Here is a 21205-nt window from a genome sequence, read left to right as displayed (position 1 = left end):
ACCATTCCTCAAACCGCCACCCCTACCACCTCAGCGGGTGGCCCCCACAGTCTGTGGACTCCGGCGCATTATCGCAAGCATTCTATCTCTTTACCTCCCAAACCTCTTAAAAGGTTAGCGAAATAAGGCTTTTTTCACAATTTACTGCGATTCCTGCCAACTAAATGACAAAGTTCTGCTATCTATATGAATCAATGTGCGAGAACCAAAAGCTGGAGGAACAGACACGCGATGGTAGAACGGCTTAAGATCATCGTCGCAGAAGATAATCTGGTTCAACGGCTATACTTATCCAAACTGATAGAAAGTCTGGGGTACGAGGCGATCCCCGTTGATGATGGTCAAGCAGCGATACAAGAACTGCGCAGATCAAGGATTCAAATCGTTATCAGCGACTATCAAATGCCCAATATGGACGGGATACAGCTGACCAAAGCGGTACGCGCGCTTGATTTGGACCATTACGTTTACATCATCATGATCACCGGTAGTGAGAATGACGAGCTGCGCACCGAGGCGCTTGACGCCGGGGTTGACGACTTTCTCAACAAAACGCGCAGCCCCGTCATGCTGAACGCCCGTATTCGTGCGGCGACACGGTTGATCCAACACGCGGATGAACTTGCGGAACGAACACGGATTTTGAAAGAAACCAACGACCGCATTCAAGAAGATCTGCGCGCCGCAGCAGCAGCCCAGCGACAGCTTTTACCCGACTTTAAGGAAGAGATGTCTGGCTTTGATATTTCTTCGGCCTTTGTCCCCTCGTCTTTCGTTTCAGGCGATATGTTTGGCTGCTTTCCTTTGAACGAGGATACGCTGGGGTTTTACATGATCGATGTGTCGGGGCATGGCGTTCATGCCTCGCTGTTGTCCGTCGCACTGGGTTATCTGATCACGCCGGAGTTTTTCCGAACATTCGCTCTGCAAGACGGGCAGCCCTTTGACCCAGCAGCCTTGGTCGCCAATCTTAACGACCGGTTCTACAGCTCTGACAACGACGAATATTTCACAATGTTCTGTGGCGTTATTGATACAGCAAGCGGTGATTTGACCTATTGCCAGGCTGCCTACCCTTCGCCCTATTACGTCGATGATGAAGGCGCTGTCGACATGGTGGGGGATGGGGGGTTCCCCGTCGCGCTGCTGCCAAGCATGACCTATGAAAACAATTCAATTCACCTCGCTCAAGGTAGCACATTGGTGGTGTGCTCTGATGCGGTCACCGAGGCCGAGAACGAGAAGAACGCACCCTTCGGGCTTAATCGTCTCAAGCGAATGGTTGGGACAATGCCATATGTCGGCGCAAAGCAAATGCCAGAGACGATCGTGCAATCATTGACCGATTGGCGCGGCGGGAACACACTGGAAGATGACCTGACCGTCGTCGCCCTTAAGAGGAACTGAGAATGATCCATACGACCCAACATGACGACTCCATCACTGTCGTACGCCCCGGCGTAGAGCGCCTGACAGCGCAGAATGCGACCGGGTTCAAGAACGAGGTCGTCGAACTGATCGATCAGGGCAACAGCCAGATCATCGTCGATTTTTCGCAGGTATCTTTTCTGGATTCTTCCGGTTTGGGCGCGCTGGTCGGTGTCTTAAAAAAGATCGGGCACCGCGGCGACCTACTGATCGCGGATCTTAACAGCGATGTGGAGCAGATGTTCCGTATCTGCCGCATGGATCGGGTGCTGCCCATTCACCGAAACGTCGATGCAGCGCTCCAGTCGCTGCGAGAGCGCCAGTGAACAGCCAAAGCTACACGATGTCCAACGCCCTAGAGGCGGTGGACCCGATGGTCCAGCGCCTGAGCGCTGCGGTCGAGCCGTCATTGTCCGATCCGACACGGTTCAAATTCGAGCTTTGCATCTCTGAGGCTCTGAACAACCTCGTGGCCCACGCCCGACCAAAAGCATCCGCAGCTGAGATCAATATTAACCTAAGGGTCAAGCCCGCTGCCATTCTGATAGAGATATTTGACCCTGCTGGCGCAGAGCCTTTCGATCTGCGCGAAAAGGCCACCGACTTGGCGCAGGTTGACGAAATGGCCGAAGGCGGCCGCGGGCTTGGCCTGATCATGGAATTCGCGAATGAGGTCGAATACGGCCAATCTGATTTCGGCTACAGCCTACTGTTAAAGTTCTGGGATATTGAACCCAATCATACCACCATGCCCCCCGCAGAAGGAGCGTGCGAATGAGGCACCCCATGTCATTTAAATTCGTTAATTGCATTGCAGCAGCTTTTGTCGCCTTGGCCACTGCGCCGCTGGTACATGCCCAAGACACGCCAGAAGCCACGCCCAAGGCAGAAGCAGGGGCCGAAAAGGTTACGATCGGCAATATAATCGTCGAAGGCACACCCTACGACAGTATGACGATCCGCTCTTCCGCGCCCTTGATTATCGATTTCAATGGCGATGGGAATATGCGGAAAGAATGCAATCGCGGCGCAAGATTTGATGATGAAACGCATTTTGGCCGCAATGGACAGCTAACCGACCGCGAATACGCAATGGCGCAGACAGCTTGGTCATATTTCGAAAAGCGCTTCCAGCCTGACACGGGTTTGGTCAACGCCGTAGGGGCCTATCCGTCCACCACCTTGTGGGACACTGCCTCCTATATCAGCGCCTTGGTCTCCGCGTATGAGCTTTGCGTCATCGACAAACGGGATTTTGACACCCGCGCAACCAAACTGCTCAATACGCTGCGCAATCTTGACCTGTACCAAGGGGAAGCCCCCAACAAGGTTTACAACGCCAAGACCGGGGAGAAGGTGAACTACGCGAATGAGGCGGGCGAAGTGGGCATGTCCGCGCTTGATATCGGCCGTATGTTGGTCTGGCTGCGCATCTTGAAAGAGCGCCACCCCCATCTGGCAAACAGTGTCGACAACGTTCCGATGCGGTGGAATTTTTGCAATCTTATCAACGAGGATGGCCGGATGTTCGGGTCATTCAAACGCGGTGATGGTTCCACCCGTTATGTCCAAGAGGGGCGTTTGGGCTATGAAGAATACGCTGCCAAAGGGTTTGCGCTTTGGGGTTTCGATGTCGATCGCGCCCTGTCACCCGAGCCGCTGTCCTATACGACCATCTATGATGTCAAAGTGCCCTTCGACGGGCGCGATCCCCGTATTTTCAAGAACCAGAACTACGTCCTGACCGAGGGCTATATTCTGGACGGTCTGGAACTGGGGTGGGACATCCCTTCCGACACAGATGGTGACGGCGAAACGGCAAGCCACGGCTGGCGCGCGGAATTCGCCAACCGCATCTATCTGGTGCAACAGCGCCGGTTCGAGCAAACGGGCATCGTGACCGCGCGTTCGGAGCATCAGGTCAACGGCAAGCCCTACTTCGTGTATGACACGATCTTCGCCGATGGTTACCCTTGGAACACGCTTGATCCTACGGGGGAGTACCAACCCGACCGCGCCGCCATTGCCGCGAAAGCCGCAATTGGCATGTGGGCACTGTGGGAAACTGAATATACCGACCTTCTATTTGAAAGCGTTGCCGATCTTTCGGAGCCCGAACTTGGGTTCTACGAGGGGCTATACGAAAACGGCAACGGCTATATCCCGCTTCAGTCGTCGAACAACAACGGCATCATCCTCGCGGCTCTTTTGTACAAGGTGCAAGGACCGATCCTGAAGAAGGCGAACAACAACACGCAGACCTGGGATATGGCGAATAACGGGACTGACCTGCGAGACAACAAATGCCACCCGAACAAGATGATCAAAGAGGTGCCCTGCTGTGCCTGCGCGAACCCCAACCGCGTCGATCCTGTGATCCCTGTAGAGGAATTCATCTATTGCCGCCCCGTCCTGACAGGCGGCGAAATCGGAGCGACCGAATGCCAACCGACCGAGCATAAGATGCTGCCGCCAAAAGTGCGTGAAGTTCTGCCGAAATCATGCCCAATCCCCGCTGCCAACCCATGAGCCAAAGCAGCAAGACAAGACTGTTGTGGTTTGACGCAAACCGGGTTTTTGCGGCGATTGGCGTTGTGCTGATCCACTCCTCCACGGATTTTTCGGGGCAGCCATTTGCCGATGCAGAACCCGCAGCGCGCCTTATTCCGGTGTTCCTGCGATCAATCGGCGAATTCTCGGGCTCCGAGATGTTCTTTATGTTTTCGCTTTTCCTGATGGCAATGCGGGTCGATAGAAAGATGCCGGGCTACGGGACGGCAATCGGGCAGCAAGCCAAACGGCTGCTGGTGCCTTTCGTCTTTTGGACATTCTTCTATGTGTTCTTCCGTTTGGCGAAGGCAGAGGCGTTTGGCTACACGCCCTATATCTGGGATCAGATCACCGATCTGAAGAACTGGGCGGGCTATCTCATCTTGGGCAAGTCCCAGTACCACATGCACTTTTTGCCTACGCTCTTTGCCCTGTTCTTGTTCTATCCGGTGATGCGGGTCGCAATGCGTTATCCCATGTTCGGCTTCGCGGTGCTGGTGACCATAGGCGTCATGAACAGCGCGCAGGCGTTTATCTGGGGCACCGGGATTGATCCCTTTTTCCGCGACTACATCATTCGTGCGCTGAAAATATTCGGCTATGTCGGATACGGGTTGGCCGCCTTCGCGATCTATGGCCTGTGGAAGGACGGCATTCCCAGAGGCGAATCTCGTCTGATCCGGCGCGCTGCGTTCTATTTCGCGGGCTTGGCCTATATCGCGACCCTGCCCTTTTTTGCCATCGCCTATGAAACCGGCGGTTGGGGCATCAGAAGCGGCTGGGACTTTTACGGGCATTTCTTGATGCCTGTCTTTGTATTTTTTGTCTTTCTTGGCGGGCAGTTCCTGCCGTGGTCAAAGCAATGGTCGTTCTTCGCGAGGTTCAGTTTTGGGGTGTATCTTGTGCATCCATTTGTCATCGACCTCTTTGATATCTTCGTGTTCAAAACGGGTCTGTCCCAGATGATGCAACCTTGGCTGCTTGTCCTGTCCCGCTACACGGTGGCGCTGCCGCTGTCTTTCGCGGTGGCCTATGGGCTTTCCAAAGGGGCCATGGTGGCATGGACGATCGGCCTTGGCCCGCTGCCTTGGGAACGGCGCAAGGCCAAGCCATTGGCTGGTGCATAGAATGGACGATTATTTCCTCAAGTTTGAAGACCGCCAGCCGGAGCCGCCGCTACCCTATTCGCCACTGCGTGAAATGCTCTGGCAGTTCCTTGCGACAATCGCCCTGGTTGTCGGGGGCTGGTACATTTGGTGGCGGTGGGCCCATTCGCTGAACCCCGACGCCATGTGGTTTGCGCTGCCCTTGGTGCTGGCCGAAACCTGTGCATATTTCGGCATGTTGCTGTTCGTTTTCAATCTTTGGAAAGACGATCCGCTCAAGATCGAAAGCCCCCCGGCAGTTCTGTCGGATGTCGTCGATGGCCATCCCGAAGGGGACCGGCCAATCTCGGTCGATGTGATGTTTGCCACCTATGACGAAGACCCCGAGCTGGTGCGGCTCGGGATCCTTGATGCAAAGCAAATGACCTACCCCCACCCGATCGACATACGCATCCATATTCTTGACGATGGCCGCCGCCCCGAAATGCGCGTCGTCACCGAAGCGGAGGGGGCAAACTACATCACCCGCAGCACGAACGAAGGTTTCAAAGCTGGCAATCTCCGCAACGCGATGGAACAGACCTCGGGCGATTTCATGGTGATCTGCGACGCGGACACCCGCCCTTTCCCGACGTTCCTCGAACATACGATGGGCTATTTCCGGGACAAGAAAATGGCCTGGGTTCAAACGCCACAGTGGTTCTACGACCTGCCCGCCGGAGAGCATCTGACCGACAAACTGCAGCGCCGCTTCGGTCGGTTTGGCGACAAGATCGGCCGCGCGGTCGAGCGGGCGATTGGGCCTGTGGTTTACGGTGCGGATCCCTTCGTCAACGACCCCAAGATGTTTTACGACATCATCCTGCGGCGTCGGAATTGGGTGAATGCCGCCTTCTGTTGCGGGGCCGGTTCTATCCATCGCCGCGAGGCGGTGATGGAGGCCGCCTTGCGCAGTTTCGGCGACAAGGTCGAACAGCGGTCTTTCGCAGTCGAAGAGAATATCACCGTCTCCAGCAAGGAGCGCGAGATTGCCCAGGATTTGATGGCAGCCATCCGCACGGAATCCGCCGCAACAGAGGTTCTGACGCCCTATCGGTTCCACGTCTCCGAAGACATCTACACGTCGATTGTCCTGCATTCGGATAGCGAACGCGGCTGGAAGTCAAAGCAGCATCCGATGGTCGAAAGCAAGATGCTGTCGCCCCAGGACCTGCTGACATGGACCGTGCAACGCTTTAAATATGCGGGCGGCAGCTTGGATATTCTCAAGAACGACAATCCGCTGTTTCGCCGTGGCCTGTCGATCGGCCAGCGGCTTATGTATGGCACCACATTCTATTCCTATCTGGCGCCGTTGTGGAACATTGTCTTTCTCTTTGCCCCAGTCGTGTATCTCTTTACCGGTGCTTCGCCCGTTTCTGCCTACTCGGACGAGTTCTTTTTCCGCCTGATCCCCTTCCTCGTCACGCTAGAACTCGCAATCATGGTCGGCACCTGGGGGATTGCGGGTTATGCCGCCAAAAGCAGCTACCTCGCCTTTTTTCCGCTGGGCATGAAAGCGCTACTGGCTGTCGCCAAGGGAGAGAAAATCTCTTTCAAGGTGACCCCAAAAACCCGACAAACAGGAAATTTTCTTGAGCTTGTTCGCCCGCAAATGGCCGTGATCATCTTTACCGCCATTGGTGCCCTTTGGGGCATCGGCGCCTTGATCTATGGCGGCACTGGGCATTCTGCTGGTGGTGTTGTGGCGAATATTCTTTGGGGTCTTAATAACTGCTTGGCCATGGCCGGAATGATCCGCGCAGCCCTATGGCAACCCGAACAAACCCAAGAGGAGCCGAACGCATGAGCTTTCGTTCTAATCTGATAAAGGCTCGCAGCCATATTACATTCCTCATGGCATTGGGCCTTGGGCTGGCGCTCGTTGTAACCCTCGAAAATACCATTGATAAGCGCGCGACAGACAGCACAGAGCCAACGGAGCCTTCTGCCGTGAAAAATCAATCCCACCTTGCCGCTTTCGAAACCGTTGAGCCATTACCGCTAGCGATCACTGGCGAGGCCACCGAAGATGACCTTGAATATGCCCGGATCGCTTGGCGCTACTTTGAGAATAACACCCACGAGACGACGGGGTTGGTGAACTCTGCCGATAAATACCCCTCCACGACCATGTGGGAAACCGGGTCTTACTTCATCGCTGTCATATCTGCCGAGCTGCTCGGTTTGATTGAGCCTGAAGAAGCGGAAGCCCGCATATCACTGGCTGTAGAAACCCTCAGCGCCTTGCGTTTGTTCGACGATATCCTGCCCAACAAGGCCTATAACGTCCAAACTGCCGAACTGGTTGACTACGGCAATCGCCCGGTCGAGCGGGGGCTGGGTTGGTCGGCCCTAGACATCGCGCGCATGGTCGGCGCGCTTGGGCAGGTCGCAAACCGCTATCCCGAACTGGCACCCGATGTCACCGCCTTGCTCGATAAATGGGACCTTACCCAAATGGTCGAAGACGGGCGGCTGATTGGAGGCAATATCGCCGATGACAACCTGCGCCGCGATCAGGAAGGGCGGGTCGGCTACGAACAATATGCCGCGAAAGCCATGATGCTTTTCGGTTATGATATGGTAAATGCCTACCGTGCCGAAGATCACTTGATGGTGAAAGACGTGCTGGGCCAGCCCATCCCCGTCGATACGCGGCTGCATCGCAACGTCACCCCCGCCTTCACCGTCAGCGAGCCCTATATCTTTGACGGCTTGGAATTCGGCTTCGATGCCCGCTCGCACCGGTTCGCGACCGCCATCTATAAGGCCCAGGAGGCCCGCTATCGTGAGACTGGCATACTTACCGCCGTGAGCGAGTCGCATTTGGACGAAGCGCCCTATTTCGCCTACGCCTCGGTCTGGGGCGGCGGCGCCCCTTGGGCGGTGATGACCTTCAAAGGGGAGCGTCTGGACAGCAAACGCACCATCACCACCAAGGTATCCTTTGCGATGGATGCCCTGTTTGGCACGGACTACACCCGCGAATTGATTGCCGCGATTGCGCCGCTCGCGGATATGGAACGGGGTTGGCCCGAAGGCATCTACGAAGAAGACGGTTCGACCAACGTATCGATCACCACGAATACGAATGCGACGATTCTCGCCGCCCTCGCCTTTCGGGTTCACGGCCCTCTGATCCACGCGGCCCCGTGAACAGGGCCGCCTTGCACCTCCTGCTCGCGCTTTGCGCACCGGCGGCCATGGCCGATACGGCGCCCTGCGTCTCGTCCACCTTCGATACGCCATTTCCCAGCGCCATCGACGTGGTCACCCGCCATGCCGATGTCCCTTCCCCCCAGTTTCCCGGCCTTTGGCAGGAAGGTACAATCAGGGGGTTTCTCTATGCGATGTATGCGAACGGCGAAGGCTATTTGAAACCCAGCAGGGAGCGCGCAGGCTGGGAGATCACCTTTGCCTGCCCGGACCAAGCCCAAGAGTGTGCGACCAATACCAATGGCAGCCCGCCAGCAGAGGCTTTCGCAATCACCAACCGCCTGACCTCCTGCCTGCGTGGCGAAGTGCTAACCGTCAGTGAGCCCGAGCCCGAACCACCACAAGCCGCGCCCGCCATCGACAACACCGACCCGGAACCGGAGGCCGAGAGCCCTTCCCCTTGCAGTGCTGAGGAAATTCAGGGCGAAACCGAAGGCATGACACTTCAGATGTTGCTTGTAGAAGCGGGGGCTGATCCGGGCCCGATAGACGGTTTCGTAGGGAATAAGACGCGCAGAGCGCTGAATGAAGTTCTGGATAGCGCTGCGGATGAGATGCCGCTTACGAACGCTATCCGTGCTGTACGATCGGCTTTGTGTCTGGAGGCGGCTGAGTAAGTGGCACTTGGCGGGAGCCTCGATCTTAGCCTTTAACAATGCCGGTTTTGCACTGTATCCTGCGGCGCCTTCTGGCATGTCAGGATGTAAGAGCCTTTTGGCATGTCAGGATGTAAGAGTCTGTCTCGCGCGAAATAGAGACGATTCTTCTGCGCGTTTCAACATGCTCATACCGCTTCGGGATTCGCCGCATGAGATACCAAGTCTCGCCGCGCAGGGTCAGCTTTAAGGCTTTGGGCATGGCGGCTTCTATATGCAAGAGCAGCCACTATACCCGAATGTCACGCAAATAGTCATGCAATCAAAAGCCGCTGGCTCTCGTTATTCACTATTTCCGTCCCAGATCAATCACCTACTGAAAGGCTTTTGGAGAAGTGGCGGACCGAGGAGGATTCGAACCCCCGACCCCCTGATTCGTAGTCAGGTACTCTATCCAGCTGAGCTATCGGTCCACTAAGCGGGGGTTTAGTCTTACCCCCGGAGAGTTGCAAGCCCTCGTTTTGAGGAAATGCAATTTTCTTCGAAAGTTTATAAAGTGCCGTCGCCCTTGGGCAGGGTAATGTCAAAAACCGTGCCTTCGGGCCCAGTGCTGCGCAGCGCCAAAGTGCCGCCATGGCCGCGCACCAGTTCCGACGCGATAACCAAACCCAGCCCCGATCCGCCCTTGCGCGCACCGCCCTGAAACGCCGTAAACAGATGTTCGCGCGCTTTGGGCGGCAGGCCCGGGCCGGTATCGCTGACTGTGATGCACCAGGCCCCTGCCCCATCTTCGGCACGCAGATGCACCTCACCCGGCTTGCCGGTGGCTATGATCGCCTGACGGGCGTTGCGCATCAGGTTAGCCAGCACGCGGTACATCTGTTCAGGGTCCGCACGCACAGTCAGATGGGCAGGAATGTCGGCAGCAAAGCTGATCTCGCTTTCGGGATCGGCAAGGCGTTCGCCATCAATCACCTCTTCTACCAGTTCATCCAGCGCCATAAGGGTCAGCGTCGGCCCCGGCTCTTCGGCCTTGCCGAAAGCCAGCGTCGATTCGCACAGATGAACCGCGCGGGTGATCGAACCAACCAGTTTTGGCGCCATGCGCTTGACGGTAGGGTCTTCTGACATCTCAATGCGGTCGGTGAACAGCTGCGCCGAGGTTAGGATATTGCGCAGGTCATGGCTGATCTTGCTCACCGCGCTGCCAAGTTGGGCCAATCGCTCTTTCTGTTTCAGCGCCTGCGTCAGGTCTGTTTGCAGCTTTTTCAGCGCCTCTTCGGCCTCGCGCAGCTCGGTCACGCTGGAGGATGGCTCAAAGATTCGGCGCGCATCTTCGGGCGCGGCGGCATAGCGCTGCATATGGCCCGCCACCCGCTTGATCGGCTTTAGCAACAAGGCACGCATGGCAAAAAACAAAAGCACCGCCGTAATAACCGAGATCACCGCCGACAACATCAGGATCCGAATCCCGTAGTCGAGCATGGCGACACGCATCGGCGCGGTTTCCATCGTTACTTCGATCAACAACCCCGCCTCGCGCACGGGTGCACCGATCACCCGCACAACTTCATTGCCGGGCCGGAACAGCCGCAGCATCGCGTCGCGGATCAGCACCATCGCAGTGGCATCACGCAGGTCATAGGTTTGCGACACGGTGCGCGGCATGGGAGAGGCCAACATCAGCTGCCGCGCCTCATCCCGGCGCAAGACGACGTTGAAAACTTCGGCGTTGCGCAGCAGCTCCTCTTCCAGCTCCGGGTCGAGCATGTCGTCAGCCAGCAGCGCCAATGACGCAATCTGCGCCCTTTCCAACCGCGTCAGCATATATTCCTCGCGGAATCGCGCGATCGAAGGAACAAAGATCAGCACTTCGGCCAGCATCACAAAGATGGTGGTGAGGATCAGCAGACGGCCAGAAAGCGAGTGGATCATAAGCTATCTCAAGCCAGCAAGCGCTGCACAGCCCGCACGACCGTCTTGACCAGCGCGCTTTCAAACAGGCGCGGGCTGAAATAGGCACCCGCAGCGCGTTTGTTAATCTCCGAGATCGTGGGGTAAGGGGCGACCATAGCCGCAATTTGGCTCATCTTCATGCTATTGACCAGCGCCAGCGACCACAAAGAAATCAATTCACCCGCTTGATGGCCCACGATACTGGCACCAACTGGGCGACCTTTAACCACCATAACCTTAATAAAACCTTTCGTCTGACGCTCGGCGATGGCGCGGTCGTTGTGGTTATAGTGAAAACGCACAACCTCCAGCTTATCCCCATGTTCCCCATGCGCCTGCGCCTCGGTCAGCCCAACCTGTGCCAGTTCCGGCGCGGCATAGGTGACCCAAGGGATATGATTCAGCTTGGTCTTGCTCGGCAGGCCAAACAGGATCGAGCGGATCACCACCCCGGCGTGATAGCCTGCCACATGGGTGAATTGCAGACCGCCCGCCACGTCGCCAATGGCATAGACGCGGCGGTTGCTGCTGCGCAGGCTGTCGTCCACCTTGATGCCCGCCTTGGTGGTCTCCACCCCCGCTTTATCGAGGTCCAGCCGGTCGATATTGCTCTTGCGGCCCACGGCCATCAGCAGATGCGAGCCATTGATCACCCGGCCATCCTTGGTTTCAACCGTGATCGCGCCCGCCGCGCCGCTGATTTTGGCGGCATCACTGCCCTCTTCGAAGACCACACCTTCGTCGCGCATGGTTTGCAAAACAACTTCGGCCAGCTCTGGATCATCCTTGCCAAGCGCACGACTGCCTTCGATCACCGTAACCTTGCAGCCCATCCGCACATGGGCCTGCGCCATTTCAATGCCGATAGGCCCGCCACCGATGATGATCAAATGCTCCGGCTTCTCCCGTAGCTCAAAGAGGGTTTCGTTGGTCTCATAGGGCACATCCTTCAGCCCCGTGATCGGCGGCACCAGAGGGGATGACCCTGCGGCCACAACAATGCGCCGCGCGGTGATAATCGTATCGCCTGCCTGCACTTCTTTATCGGAAATGAAACGCCCGTATTCACGGATCACCCGCACGCCCAAGCCTTCAAAGCGCTCAACCGAATCGACCGGCGCGATTTGCGAGATGACATCGGCCACGTGATCCTTGGCCGCCGCGTAATCCACCGTACCGGCGGCATTTTCGACCCCGTACAGCGCGCTGTGTTGCTGGGCATGGGCGGTCTTGCCACTTTTGATCAGAGCTTTTGAGGGCACGCAGCCATAGTTCAGGCAATCGCCACCCATCTTGTGCCCTTCCAGCAGCGTCACATCCGCGCCCATCTGCACGGCCCCCGCTGCCACCGACAACCCGCCAGAGCCTGCGCCGATGATCAGAACGTCGGTCTTGATACGGTTGGTCATTTCAGCAGATCCTTTTTGCCGGTAAATGTCTTGATCGCCACAGGCAGCAGCGACAGAACGCAAAGGCCCAGAATGGGCAGCAAAATATGGGGCTCAAAGATGATCCCGAGGTCCGGCGTCTCGCCTCGGGCAAAGACTGCACCTAGCCCCGCCCCGACAGAGGTAAAGACCAGCGCCCCCGGCATGATGCCGAAAAACGTTGAGATCGCGAAGCGAAACAGCGGCACGCCGAGGAAGGCCGGCACCAGATTCGCAACAAAGAACGGCACCACCGGCACGAGCCGGATAAAGAAGAGCATTGACCACTGGTTCTCGTCGATCCCCGCCTTGATCTTGCGCACCACCCCTTCAGAGGCATCCATCCGCTCTTTCAGCCGGTCGCCCAGACCCCATTGCGCGGCTAGAAAGATCACGATCGCGCCAATTGTCGCGCCACCCACATTATAAAGAACACCCGGAAACAGCCCAAACAAGAACCCACCCGTCAGCGTCGCCACCGTGGCACCGGGCAACGAAAAGGCCACGATCACCACATAGGCGGCGACAAAGGCCAGCGCGGTCAGCAGATAGTTGCTGTCACGAAAGGCGATAAGCGCCTCGCGATTCTCACGCAGGGCGTCGAAACTCAGGTAATCACGCAGGGTAAACGCGCCGATGGCGGCAACAGCCACGATCACCGCGAGGGGCAGATAACGCATTAGCGTTGGTTTACTTTGGTCATTGGGGCTCATGTCATCACTTCCATTGGGCCTGCATCAGACCATCTGTGTTTCTATAATGATGGCGTGCCGCGACCCGCACGAACAGGCTCCTCACGCGTGGTTGATAGGACTTGTGCGCAAAGGGCCGATTTTGCAGGGTACGGGGGCAAACTGAAACAATCTGGCCCCTACGGACCGGCATTTTGTTGCAAAGCGCGGTTTTTCCCTGTCAGGGGGTTTGACTTGCGCGCCCTCCCGCTTTAGAGGACGGGCTTGAATTGACGCTGGCCGCGGTGGAACCCTCTAAGTGATTCCGTGCCCAGCCAGCTTTAAATGGAGACGGAGCGATGAAACGCACCTTTCAACCCTCGAACCTCGTGCGCAAGCGGCGCCATGGTTTCCGCGCGCGTATGGCCACCAAAGCCGGTCGTAAGATCATCAACGCACGCCGCGCACAGGGCCGGAAATCGCTGAGCGCGTAAGCGCTTTCGATCTTCGGAACCAGAATATGACACCGCCGGAGGCACCCTTGAATGGCATTTGCGCCACAAAAGGGAACCCTGCCCCGGCGGTTTCTCTGCGTTTGGAAACCCTGACCAAACGGGCGGATTTCCAGCGTGCAAGCCGCGCCAAACGTGTGGCGACCCCGGGATTCATCCTGCAAATGCGACCCCGCCGGGAGGAAGAGCCCAGCGCGGCGCCCATTCGTGTGGGATTTACCTGCTCGAAAAAGGTTGGCAACGCCGTTGCCCGCAACCGCGCCAAACGTCGTTTGCGTGAAATCGCCCGGCTGACCCTGCCGCAGGCGGGCCAAGCGGGCATGGATTATGTCTTTGTCGGGCGCCGCGAGGCGACCGCAGCCCTGCCCTTCGATCAGTTGCTGACCGATCTCACCCGTGCGCTTGGCATCCTGCACGGGGCGCGCAAATGACCCCCTTGGCGACTTTGCTAGCGCTGCCAGTTCGTGGCTACCGGCTGATTTTCAGCCCTTGGGTTGGCTACAATTGTCGCTACCACCCCACCTGCAGCGCTTATGCATTGGAAGCCTTGCAAAAACATGGCGGGTTGCGTGGCGGATGGATGGCCGCGCGGCGCATCGCCCGCTGTCATCCATGGGGCCGCAGCGGGATCGACAACGTTCCAGACTAGCGCCGCGCTTGCGACAGAGGGGCAAAATGCCCTAGGTGAAGCAGAGCAGATAGCGAAAGACCGATGATGCTGGACCAAACCAACGAGATTCACCCCCTCTTTGCCGGTGCTCCGCAAAGCACCGAATTCAAGAAGCTGCGCAAGCGTATCGTCCGTATGACCCGCGAGGCGATCGACCAATACGGCATGGTGGAGCCGACTGCCGAGGGCGCGCCGAGGCCCAAATGGCTGGTCTGCCTTTCCGGCGGAAAAGACAGCTATACCTTGCTCGCGGTCCTGCATGAATTGCAATGGCGCGGCCTGCTGCCTGTCGATCTTTTGGCCTGCAATCTTGACCAAGGCCAACCAAATTTCCCCGCGACCGTGCTGCCTGAATTCCTCGAAAAGATGGGGGTGCCGCACCGAATTGAATACCAAGACACCTATTCGATCGTGATGGACAAGATCCCCGCCGGGCGGACTTTTTGCGCCCTCTGCAGCCGCCTGCGCCGCGGCAACCTCTACCGGATCGCGCGGGAGGAGGGCTGCTCTGCCGTGGTGTTAGGGCATCACCGGGATGACATTCTAGAAACCTTTTTCATGAATCTCTTTCACGGCGGGAGGCTGGCAACGATGCCCCCCAAACTGGTTAACGAGGAAGGTGACTTGTTCCTCTACCGCCCCCTAGCCCATGTGGCAGAAAACGATTGCGAACGCTTTGCCACAGCGATGAATTACCCGATCATTCCATGCGATCTCTGTGGGTCTCAAGACGGGCTACAGCGTCAGCAGGTAAAGGCGATTCTCGATGGCTGGGAGACTAATAGCCCCGGCCGACGGCAGGTGATGTTCCGGGCCCTGATGAATGCCCGCCCCTCGCATCTTCTGGATCCAAATCTCTTCGACTTTGCGGGGCTGATGCGGAACGTTGAGGGTACGAAGCAAGAACAATTTTAGATAAGAATCCACAAGAAACTGCTCTCTGTTAACCCACGGCACACCCCAAAGGCGATATTCCACTTTCGAAGGCGCAGACATTGCGTACATAAGATAGGGATATCGCGATGGCACTTTACCAGCGTTCTGGGCTAACGCAGCTGCGCCAATCGTTTGCCGCTTTGCTCAGCGGACAGGCGGCTCTGGCTTTCCTTCCTGCACTGTCATTGCTTGCGTTTTGGCTTGGCGGTGAAATTGCGTTGATCACGACCTCCGCCGCGCTGCCGCTTCTATACCTTGCAGGACAGCGTTTCGGTAGGGGGCTAATGTTGCCCCGGGATGCGGTCAGCGGCATACTTCAGCGCCGCACTTTTGAAGAACAGACCGAACAAGTCTTTCAGCGCGCCCAATCACTGGGGCGATTGTCAGCGACGTTTTTCATCGCACTTGAGGAATTCGATCAGCTTATCGAACGTTACGGTCATGCAGCTGCCGACACCATTGTCCGACAAAGCGGCCAACGTCTGGTTAGCGTCCTACGGGATGACGACAATATCGGCAAAATGGGAGAGGCACGTTTTGCGATCTGCATGGCCCCAGTCCGCCAGCTTGATCTGGAGCTTTGCATCCAGCTCGCTGGAAGGGTTCAGACAGCATTGGAGGAGCCTATCTCTGTCGACGGCGTGACCGTTTATCTAACCGCCTCGGTTGGCTTTTGCCTCAACACCCGCGCCCCGGGTCCCGATGGCGCCGCATGGCTTGCTGCTGCAGCCACCGCCCTGCGTATTGCGCAACAACACGGACCTTCTTCCATACGTGCCTTCTCTGATCAGATGCGGCGCGAAACCGAAAACCGCGCAGAACTGCGCGAGGACGTCTTGATCGCCTTGGATGGCGGCCAAATTCAGCCTTGGTTCCAGCCGCAAATCTCAACCGACACAGGCCAAATTACCGGGTTTGAAGCCTTGGCACGCTGGAACCACCCGGTGCGCGGCATGATCCCCCCTTCGGATTTCCTACCCGCGATCGAAGAAGCCGGCCTTCTAGAACGATTGGCCGAGGTGATGATGTACCATTCCTTCGCCGCGCTCAAAGCCTGGGACAGCGCCGGCACAGAGGTGCCGCAGATTGGCGTGAACTTCGCAGGGGGCGAACTTGCCAACCCCCGGCTGGTCGACAAAATAACTTGGGAACTAGACCGTTTTGATCTGAGCCCAGAAAGACTTGCTGTCGAAGTTCTTGAGACTGTCGTCGCATCTACCCCCGACGATGTGATCACGCGAAATATCAATGCCTTGGGCAAGCTGGGCTGCCGTATTGACCTTGATGACTTCGGCACTGGCAATGCCTCCATCGCCTCAATCCGCCGTTTTTCGGTCAGTCGGATCAAAATTGATCGGTCGTTCGTCATGAAAGCGGACCGAGACCCGGACCAACAGCGTATGATTGGTGCGATCCTCACCATGGCCGAAAGGCTCGGCGTCGAAACCCTTGCCGAAGGGGTGGAAACGGTGGGAGAGCATGTTTTGCTGGCGCAACTTGGCTGTGATCATGTGCAGGGATTCGGCATCGCACGCCCCATGCCGTTTGAACAAACACTCGACTGGATTGCCCGCCACAATGCAAAACTACAAGATGTTCCACGTATCATGGACGGCCGCGCAACATAGCGAGTCCATTTTGCCCAAGCATCAGCAAAAACCAACATTTAGCCGCAGCAGGCAAACGAGAAGCGCATGACAAGCCAGTAACCGTTTCACAATCCCCAAGAACTTCCCGGCTTGCGCGATGGGCCAAAGCCGCCACGCAACCAACCCCATCAACTCACCCCGGCAAAACTCCGCAAAACCCATGCCAGATGGAGCAAAACCACCCCATACGCCCCGTGATCCTACCCGATTCCGCTTGACCTTTGGCCCCGCACTCTGTTGAACCCCCGTGATATTCAAAGACATCAGGTGGCGGTCCCCATGGACGAACAGAACAAGAATCTCATCCTTGCCACGGCGCTCAGCTTTGCCGTCATCCTCGTGTGGTTCCTCTTGTTCCCGCCCCCCGAAGCTGACCCCGCGCTAGAGAACAGCGTCGAGATGACCCAAACCGAAGATGGCACCTCCGTTCCCGCCTCCACAGTAGAGACGGCTGCCGCACCCGGTGCGGATACCGGCGAAGGCGCCGCTCCCGAAGGCCGCCGCGCCGCTTTGGCCGATGCGCCTCGGGTGGAAATCGCGACCGACAAGGTCAGCGGCTCTATTTCCCTGATGGGTGGTCGGATTGACGATCTCAAGCTGAATGACTACCAAACCACTCTTGATGAAAACGCCGAAGTGGTCACCCTGCTCTCTCCCGAAGGGTCAAGCGACGCCTATTATGCTCTGCACGGCTGGGCGGCAGGCTCCGGCCTTGGCCCTGATGCAGTTCCGGGCGTGGACACGCTTTGGACCCTCAGCGAAGGTGAGGCATTGGGCGTTGACAGCCCCGTCACCCTGACATGGGACAACGGTGCCGGTCAGGTCTTTACCCGCAAAATTTCGGTTGATGATGAATATATGTTCGACATCACCCAGAGCGTAACGAACAATGGCGAAGCGCCCGTCAACCTTGCCCCGTTTGGCATGATCGCTCAGCACGGATTGCCCGAAGACCTGAAAAGCTTCTTCATCTTGCACGAAGGCGCCGTATCGATGGCCAATGGCGAGTTGTCGGAAGTTGATTGGGACGATATTGCCGAAGCTGAGGTAAACAGCACTTGGGGCCGCCCCGCCGTGGTTACCGAAGGCGTCACCGAAGGCTGGGTCGGCTTTACCGACCACTATTGGCAGGCGGTGCTGATCCCCGAAGCAGGCGAGACCTTTGAACAGGCCCTCACCTATGACCCGCGCGCAGACACCTACCGCGCCTTCACCCGCCAACCCACCCGCTCGGTCGCCGCAGGCGAAAGCATCAGCGCGTCCAGCAAATTCTTCGCCGGGGCGAAGGAGTGGGAAACACTGCAGGATTACCAATCCGCAGGCGTTGCCAAATTCATCGACAGCATCGACTGGGGCTGGTTCTTTTTCCTGACCAAGCCGATCTTTTGGCTGCTGCACAACCTGAACCAGCTGATCGGCAACATGGGCGTTGCGATTATCGGCCTGACCCTGCTGATCAAAGCGCTGCTTTTCCCACTGGCCTATAAATCCTACGTCTCCATGGCGCGGATGAAAGAGCTTCAGCCCGAGATGGAGAAGCTCAAGAAGGATGCGGGCGACGACCGTCAGAAGATGCAGCAAGGCATGATGGAGCTTTACAAGAAGAACAAGGTGAACCCCGCTGCGGGCTGTCTGCCGATCCTGATGCAGATTCCAATTTTCTTCTCGCTCTACAAAGTTATCTTCGTCACCATTGAACTGCGCCACGCGCCCTTCTTTGGCCCGTTCCAAGACCTTAGCTCACCCGATCCAACCTCGATCATGAACCTTTGGGGACTGCTGCCCTATGCCGCGCCTGAGCCTGGCTCGATGCTGGCGCTGGTGTTCATCGGCATTCTGCCGCTGCTCCTGGGTATCTCCATGTTCTTGCAGCAAAAATTGAACCCGGCACCCACCGATCCGACGCAGCAAATGATCTTTGCTTGGATGCCTTGGGTCTTCATGTTCATGCTGGGCGGCTTTGCATCTGGCCTCGTGGTTTACTGGATCGCGAACAACACGATCACCTTTACGCAGCAGTATCTGATCATGCGCAGCCAGGGGTACAAACCTGATCTTTGGGGCAACATCGCGGGCGGCTTTAAACGGACGCCCAAGGGCGGCGCGGCCGACGCAGATGCCAAACCCAAGTCGGGAAAATCGAAAAAGTGATGCAGGTCACCGCGCTCAACCGGCATCCGCTCAAGGCCCATGGCCGCGAGACGGTTGAGCGTGTGACCCTGCACGCCGGGCAATCTATGCCCTATGACCGCCTTTGGGCTGTGGCGCATGATGCCTCCAAAGCCATACCCGGCGACTGGGCGCGGTGTTTGAATTTTACGCGGGGCGCCTCCTCTCCGCAGTTGCAGGCGATTACGGCCAAGCTGGATGAAGCGAGCGAGATGCTGACCCTGCATCACCCAGAACGAGGCGAGATCACCTTTCACCCTGATCGCGACAAAGCAGCCTTCCTAGACTGGGTGGGCCCTTTGGTTGCCTCAGGCAGGGCCGCGCCGGTGGGCATCCTGCGCCTTGATGGCCGCGGCTATACCGACAGTGCCGAACCGACACTTTCGCTGAACAGCCTTGCCTCTCACGCCGCTGTCGAAGCGCTTTGCGGCAACCCGCTGCAAACCGCCCGTTGGCGCGGCAACATCTGGTTTGACGGCGCTGCCCCGTGGGATGAATTCGAATGGGTCGGGCGCGATATGAAAATCGGTGGCGCACGGTTGCATGTGTCAAAACGCATCACTCGCTGCCTTGCCACCACCGTAAACACCGACACCGGCGCACGCGACGTGGACACACTCGCGGCACTTGACCAATTGGGTCACCGCGATTTCGGTGTTACCCTGACCGTCACCAAGGGCGGAGAGATCGCCGTGGGCGACGAACTGGAGCTGATTTGATGCAAGTGAACTACACCATCGCCGAGGAGCCGGACGCGCCGAGCGCAGAAAGAGGCCGCATGCTGTTCGCCGGTGAGACGACATTCGTTAAAGGTGTCGTGGCGATGAACGGGCTGCCACCCCCAGACCGGATGGAGGTCTGCTTTGCGGGTCGCTCGAACGTCGGCAAATCGACGTTGATCAATGCGCTGACGGGGATGAAGGCGCTTGCACGGGCTTCCAATACGCCGGGCCGCACGCAGGAGATCAACTTCTTCACGGCGGGCGAAGAGCATTACCTCGTCGACCTTCCGGGCTATGGCTATGCCAATGCCCCCCTGCCCGTGGTAGAGAAGTGGCAGCGCCTGCTGAAACAATACCTCTCGGGCCGCCAGACTTTGCGCCGCGCCTTCGTACTGATCGACGCGCGCCATGGTGTCAAAAAGGTCGACAATGAAATCATGTCCCTGCTCGACAGCTCTGCCGTGACCTTTCAGGTGGTGCTGACCAAAGCCGATAAGGTCAAAGAAGCCGAGCGTGAGAAGATCCTAACGCAGGTGAAAGACGCGCTGAGCAAACACCCCGCCGCCTACCCGGAGATTGTCGTGACATCCTCGGAAAAGGGCTGGGGCATCCCGACCTTGCGTGCCATCATCGCCACGCTGGTATAACACCTCCGCCGCTATCGGCTTCCCATGGGTCAACAGATGAGAACGCAAGACATGAACCGCGACTGGATCGCCACAGCCCGCACACTCAGCCAAGCCCTGCCTTATTTGCAACGCTATGCCGATGCCACCGTGGTCATCAAGCTAGGCGGTCATGCGATGGGCAGCGATGAGGCGATGGATGAATTCGCCCGTGATGTCGCACTGATGCGCCAAGTGGGTGTGAATCCGGTGATCGTTCATGGTGGCGGACCGATGATCAACGACATGTTGGCGCGGCTGAACATCAAATCCGAATTCGTGAACGGCAAGCGCGTTACAGATGCCGCGACCATGGAAGTGGTTGAAATGGTACTGTCAGGCCTCGTCAATGCGCGGATCGTGCAGGCCATTTCCGAACAGGGCGGCCGTGCTGTGGGCGTTTCTGGCAAAGACAGCGGGCTAATCGTTTGCGATCCCGAAGACCCGGCGCTTGGTCTGGTCGGTAACCCGACGCAAGTGAACCCGCGCATCCTGCGCGATTTCGCCGACAAGGGGATCATCCCCGTCATCGCACCGCTTGGCATGGGCCATGGCGGTGAGACCTATAATATCAACGGCGACACTGCCGCCGGGGCTATTGCCGGCGCATTGAAGGCTGATCGCCTGCTGCTGCTTACTGATGTGGCAGGCGTTAAGGATGGCTCGGGCGAGGTGGTCACCGACCTTACGGCAAGCCAGATCAATGAAATGATCGCTGATGGCACCATTGCAGGCGGAATGATCCCCAAAGTGCAGACCGCGCTTGATGCACTAGAAGGCGGCGTACGTGCGGCTGTGGTTCTCGATGGGCGCGCACCCAATGCCTGCTTGCTGGAACTCTTCACCGAACATGGCGCAGGCAGCATTATTCGCAAGGGGTAAAACCCTTG

General features: G+C 57.6%; 20 protein-coding genes and 1 tRNA gene. 17 read left to right on the top strand and 4 right to left on the bottom strand.

What is annotated here, in order from left to right; all coding sequences use genetic code 11:
• The first annotated feature begins 231 nt into the window (after positions 1–231).
• From DSM110093_RS03055 to DSM110093_RS03020, 8 genes are read left to right on the top strand one after another with little or no spacing between them, the layout of a single operon-like run.
• A complete protein-coding gene (locus DSM110093_RS03055) occupies positions 232–1407 on the top strand; it encodes a SpoIIE family protein phosphatase (protein WP_243266630.1) in 1176 nt (391 codons plus the stop codon).
• 2 nt (positions 1408–1409) lie between these two features.
• Complete coding sequence (locus DSM110093_RS03050; protein ID WP_243266629.1) at positions 1410–1754, top strand: STAS domain-containing protein; 345 nt, start codon at positions 1410–1412, stop codon at positions 1752–1754.
• 17 nt (positions 1755–1771) lie between these two features.
• Entirely contained in the window at positions 1772–2206 is a 435-nt protein-coding gene (locus tag DSM110093_RS03045; RefSeq protein WP_243266628.1) for an ATP-binding protein, read from the top strand.
• Between the two features lie 8 nt (positions 2207–2214).
• A complete protein-coding gene (locus tag DSM110093_RS03040) occupies positions 2215–3957 on the top strand; it encodes a DUF3131 domain-containing protein (protein ID WP_243266627.1) in 1743 nt (580 codons plus the stop codon).
• A gap of 23 nt (positions 3958–3980) precedes the next feature.
• The gene (locus tag DSM110093_RS03035) at positions 3981–5105 is read left to right on the top strand and encodes an acyltransferase (RefSeq protein WP_243266626.1); all 1125 of its coding nucleotides are present in this window, start codon (positions 3981–3983) and stop codon (positions 5103–5105) included.
• A gap of 1 nt (position 5106) precedes the next feature.
• Positions 5107–6933, top strand: coding sequence for a cellulose synthase catalytic subunit (locus DSM110093_RS03030; protein WP_243266625.1), 1827 nt, complete (start codon positions 5107–5109; stop codon positions 6931–6933).
• Complete coding sequence (locus DSM110093_RS03025; RefSeq protein WP_243266624.1) at positions 6930–8282, top strand: DUF3131 domain-containing protein; 1353 nt, start codon at positions 6930–6932, stop codon at positions 8280–8282. The genes DSM110093_RS03030 and DSM110093_RS03025 overlap by 4 nt, the downstream gene beginning before the upstream one ends.
• Before the next feature lie 11 nt (positions 8283–8293).
• Positions 8294–8959 (top strand): hypothetical protein, encoded by a 666-nt coding sequence (locus tag DSM110093_RS03020; protein ID WP_243266623.1) that lies wholly within the window; start codon positions 8294–8296, stop codon positions 8957–8959.
• Between the two features lie 375 nt (positions 8960–9334).
• Here DSM110093_RS03020 and DSM110093_RS03015 read toward each other — a convergent pair.
• From DSM110093_RS03015 to DSM110093_RS03000, 4 genes are all read right to left on the bottom strand, one after another.
• Positions 9335–9411, bottom strand: a tRNA-Arg gene (locus tag DSM110093_RS03015).
• A 76-nt stretch (positions 9412–9487) separates the two neighbouring features.
• Entirely contained in the window at positions 9488–10873 is a 1386-nt protein-coding gene (locus tag DSM110093_RS03010) for a HAMP domain-containing sensor histidine kinase (protein WP_243266622.1), read from the bottom strand.
• Positions 10874–10881: 8 nt separating this feature from the next.
• Entirely contained in the window at positions 10882–12303 is a 1422-nt protein-coding gene (locus DSM110093_RS03005; protein ID WP_243266621.1) for an FAD-dependent oxidoreductase, read from the bottom strand.
• Complete coding sequence (locus tag DSM110093_RS03000) at positions 12300–13034, bottom strand: TVP38/TMEM64 family protein (protein WP_243266620.1); 735 nt, start codon at positions 13032–13034, stop codon at positions 12300–12302. The genes DSM110093_RS03005 and DSM110093_RS03000 overlap by 4 nt, the downstream gene beginning before the upstream one ends.
• A 317-nt stretch (positions 13035–13351) precedes the next feature.
• Here DSM110093_RS03000 and rpmH point away from each other — a divergent pair, with 317 nt between their 5' ends.
• The 9 genes from rpmH (at position 13352) to argB (ending at position 21197) form a co-directional block, all read left to right on the top strand.
• Positions 13352–13486, top strand: a complete 135-nt coding sequence (rpmH, locus tag DSM110093_RS02995; protein ID WP_007118882.1) for a 50S ribosomal protein L34 — start codon at positions 13352–13354, stop codon at positions 13484–13486.
• Between the two features lie 26 nt (positions 13487–13512).
• Complete coding sequence (gene rnpA, locus DSM110093_RS02990; RefSeq protein WP_243266619.1) at positions 13513–13935, top strand: ribonuclease P protein component; 423 nt, start codon at positions 13513–13515, stop codon at positions 13933–13935.
• Positions 13932–14153, top strand: a complete 222-nt coding sequence (gene yidD, locus DSM110093_RS02985; protein ID WP_243266618.1) for a membrane protein insertion efficiency factor YidD — start codon at positions 13932–13934, stop codon at positions 14151–14153. The genes rnpA and yidD overlap by 4 nt, the downstream gene beginning before the upstream one ends.
• Before the next feature lie 66 nt (positions 14154–14219).
• On the top strand, positions 14220–15089 hold the full coding sequence (gene ttcA, locus DSM110093_RS02980; protein WP_243266617.1) for a tRNA 2-thiocytidine(32) synthetase TtcA: 870 nt from the start codon (positions 14220–14222) through the stop codon (positions 15087–15089).
• Positions 15090–15196: 107 nt separating this feature from the next.
• Positions 15197–16738 carry a bifunctional diguanylate cyclase/phosphodiesterase gene (locus tag DSM110093_RS02975; RefSeq protein WP_243266616.1) on the top strand — a complete coding sequence of 514 codons (1542 nt, stop codon included), beginning with the start codon at positions 15197–15199 and terminating at the stop codon, positions 16736–16738.
• Positions 16739–17038: 300 nt separating this feature from the next.
• Positions 17039–18910 (top strand): membrane protein insertase YidC, encoded by a 1872-nt coding sequence (gene yidC, locus DSM110093_RS02970; protein ID WP_243266615.1) that lies wholly within the window; start codon positions 17039–17041, stop codon positions 18908–18910.
• The gene (locus tag DSM110093_RS02965; RefSeq protein WP_243267658.1) at positions 18910–19647 is read left to right on the top strand and encodes an MOSC domain-containing protein; all 738 of its coding nucleotides are present in this window, start codon (positions 18910–18912) and stop codon (positions 19645–19647) included. The genes yidC and DSM110093_RS02965 overlap by 1 nt, the downstream gene beginning before the upstream one ends.
• Positions 19647–20297: a ribosome biogenesis GTP-binding protein YihA/YsxC gene (yihA, locus tag DSM110093_RS02960; RefSeq protein WP_243266614.1), complete on the top strand. Its 651-nt coding sequence runs from the start codon at positions 19647–19649 to the stop codon at positions 20295–20297. Before DSM110093_RS02965 ends, yihA begins: the two co-directional genes overlap by 1 nt.
• A 36-nt stretch (positions 20298–20333) precedes the next feature.
• Positions 20334–21197, top strand: a complete 864-nt coding sequence (argB, locus tag DSM110093_RS02955; RefSeq protein ID WP_243266613.1) for an acetylglutamate kinase — start codon at positions 20334–20336, stop codon at positions 21195–21197.
• The last annotated feature ends 8 nt before the right edge of the window (positions 21198–21205 follow it).

The organism is Sulfitobacter sp. DSM 110093, from assembly GCF_022788715.1.
GTDB lineage: Bacteria > Pseudomonadota > Alphaproteobacteria > Rhodobacterales > Rhodobacteraceae > Sulfitobacter.
Note: the sequence above shows the minus strand (reverse complement) of the source record. Positions and strands in the feature narration are given on the sequence as shown.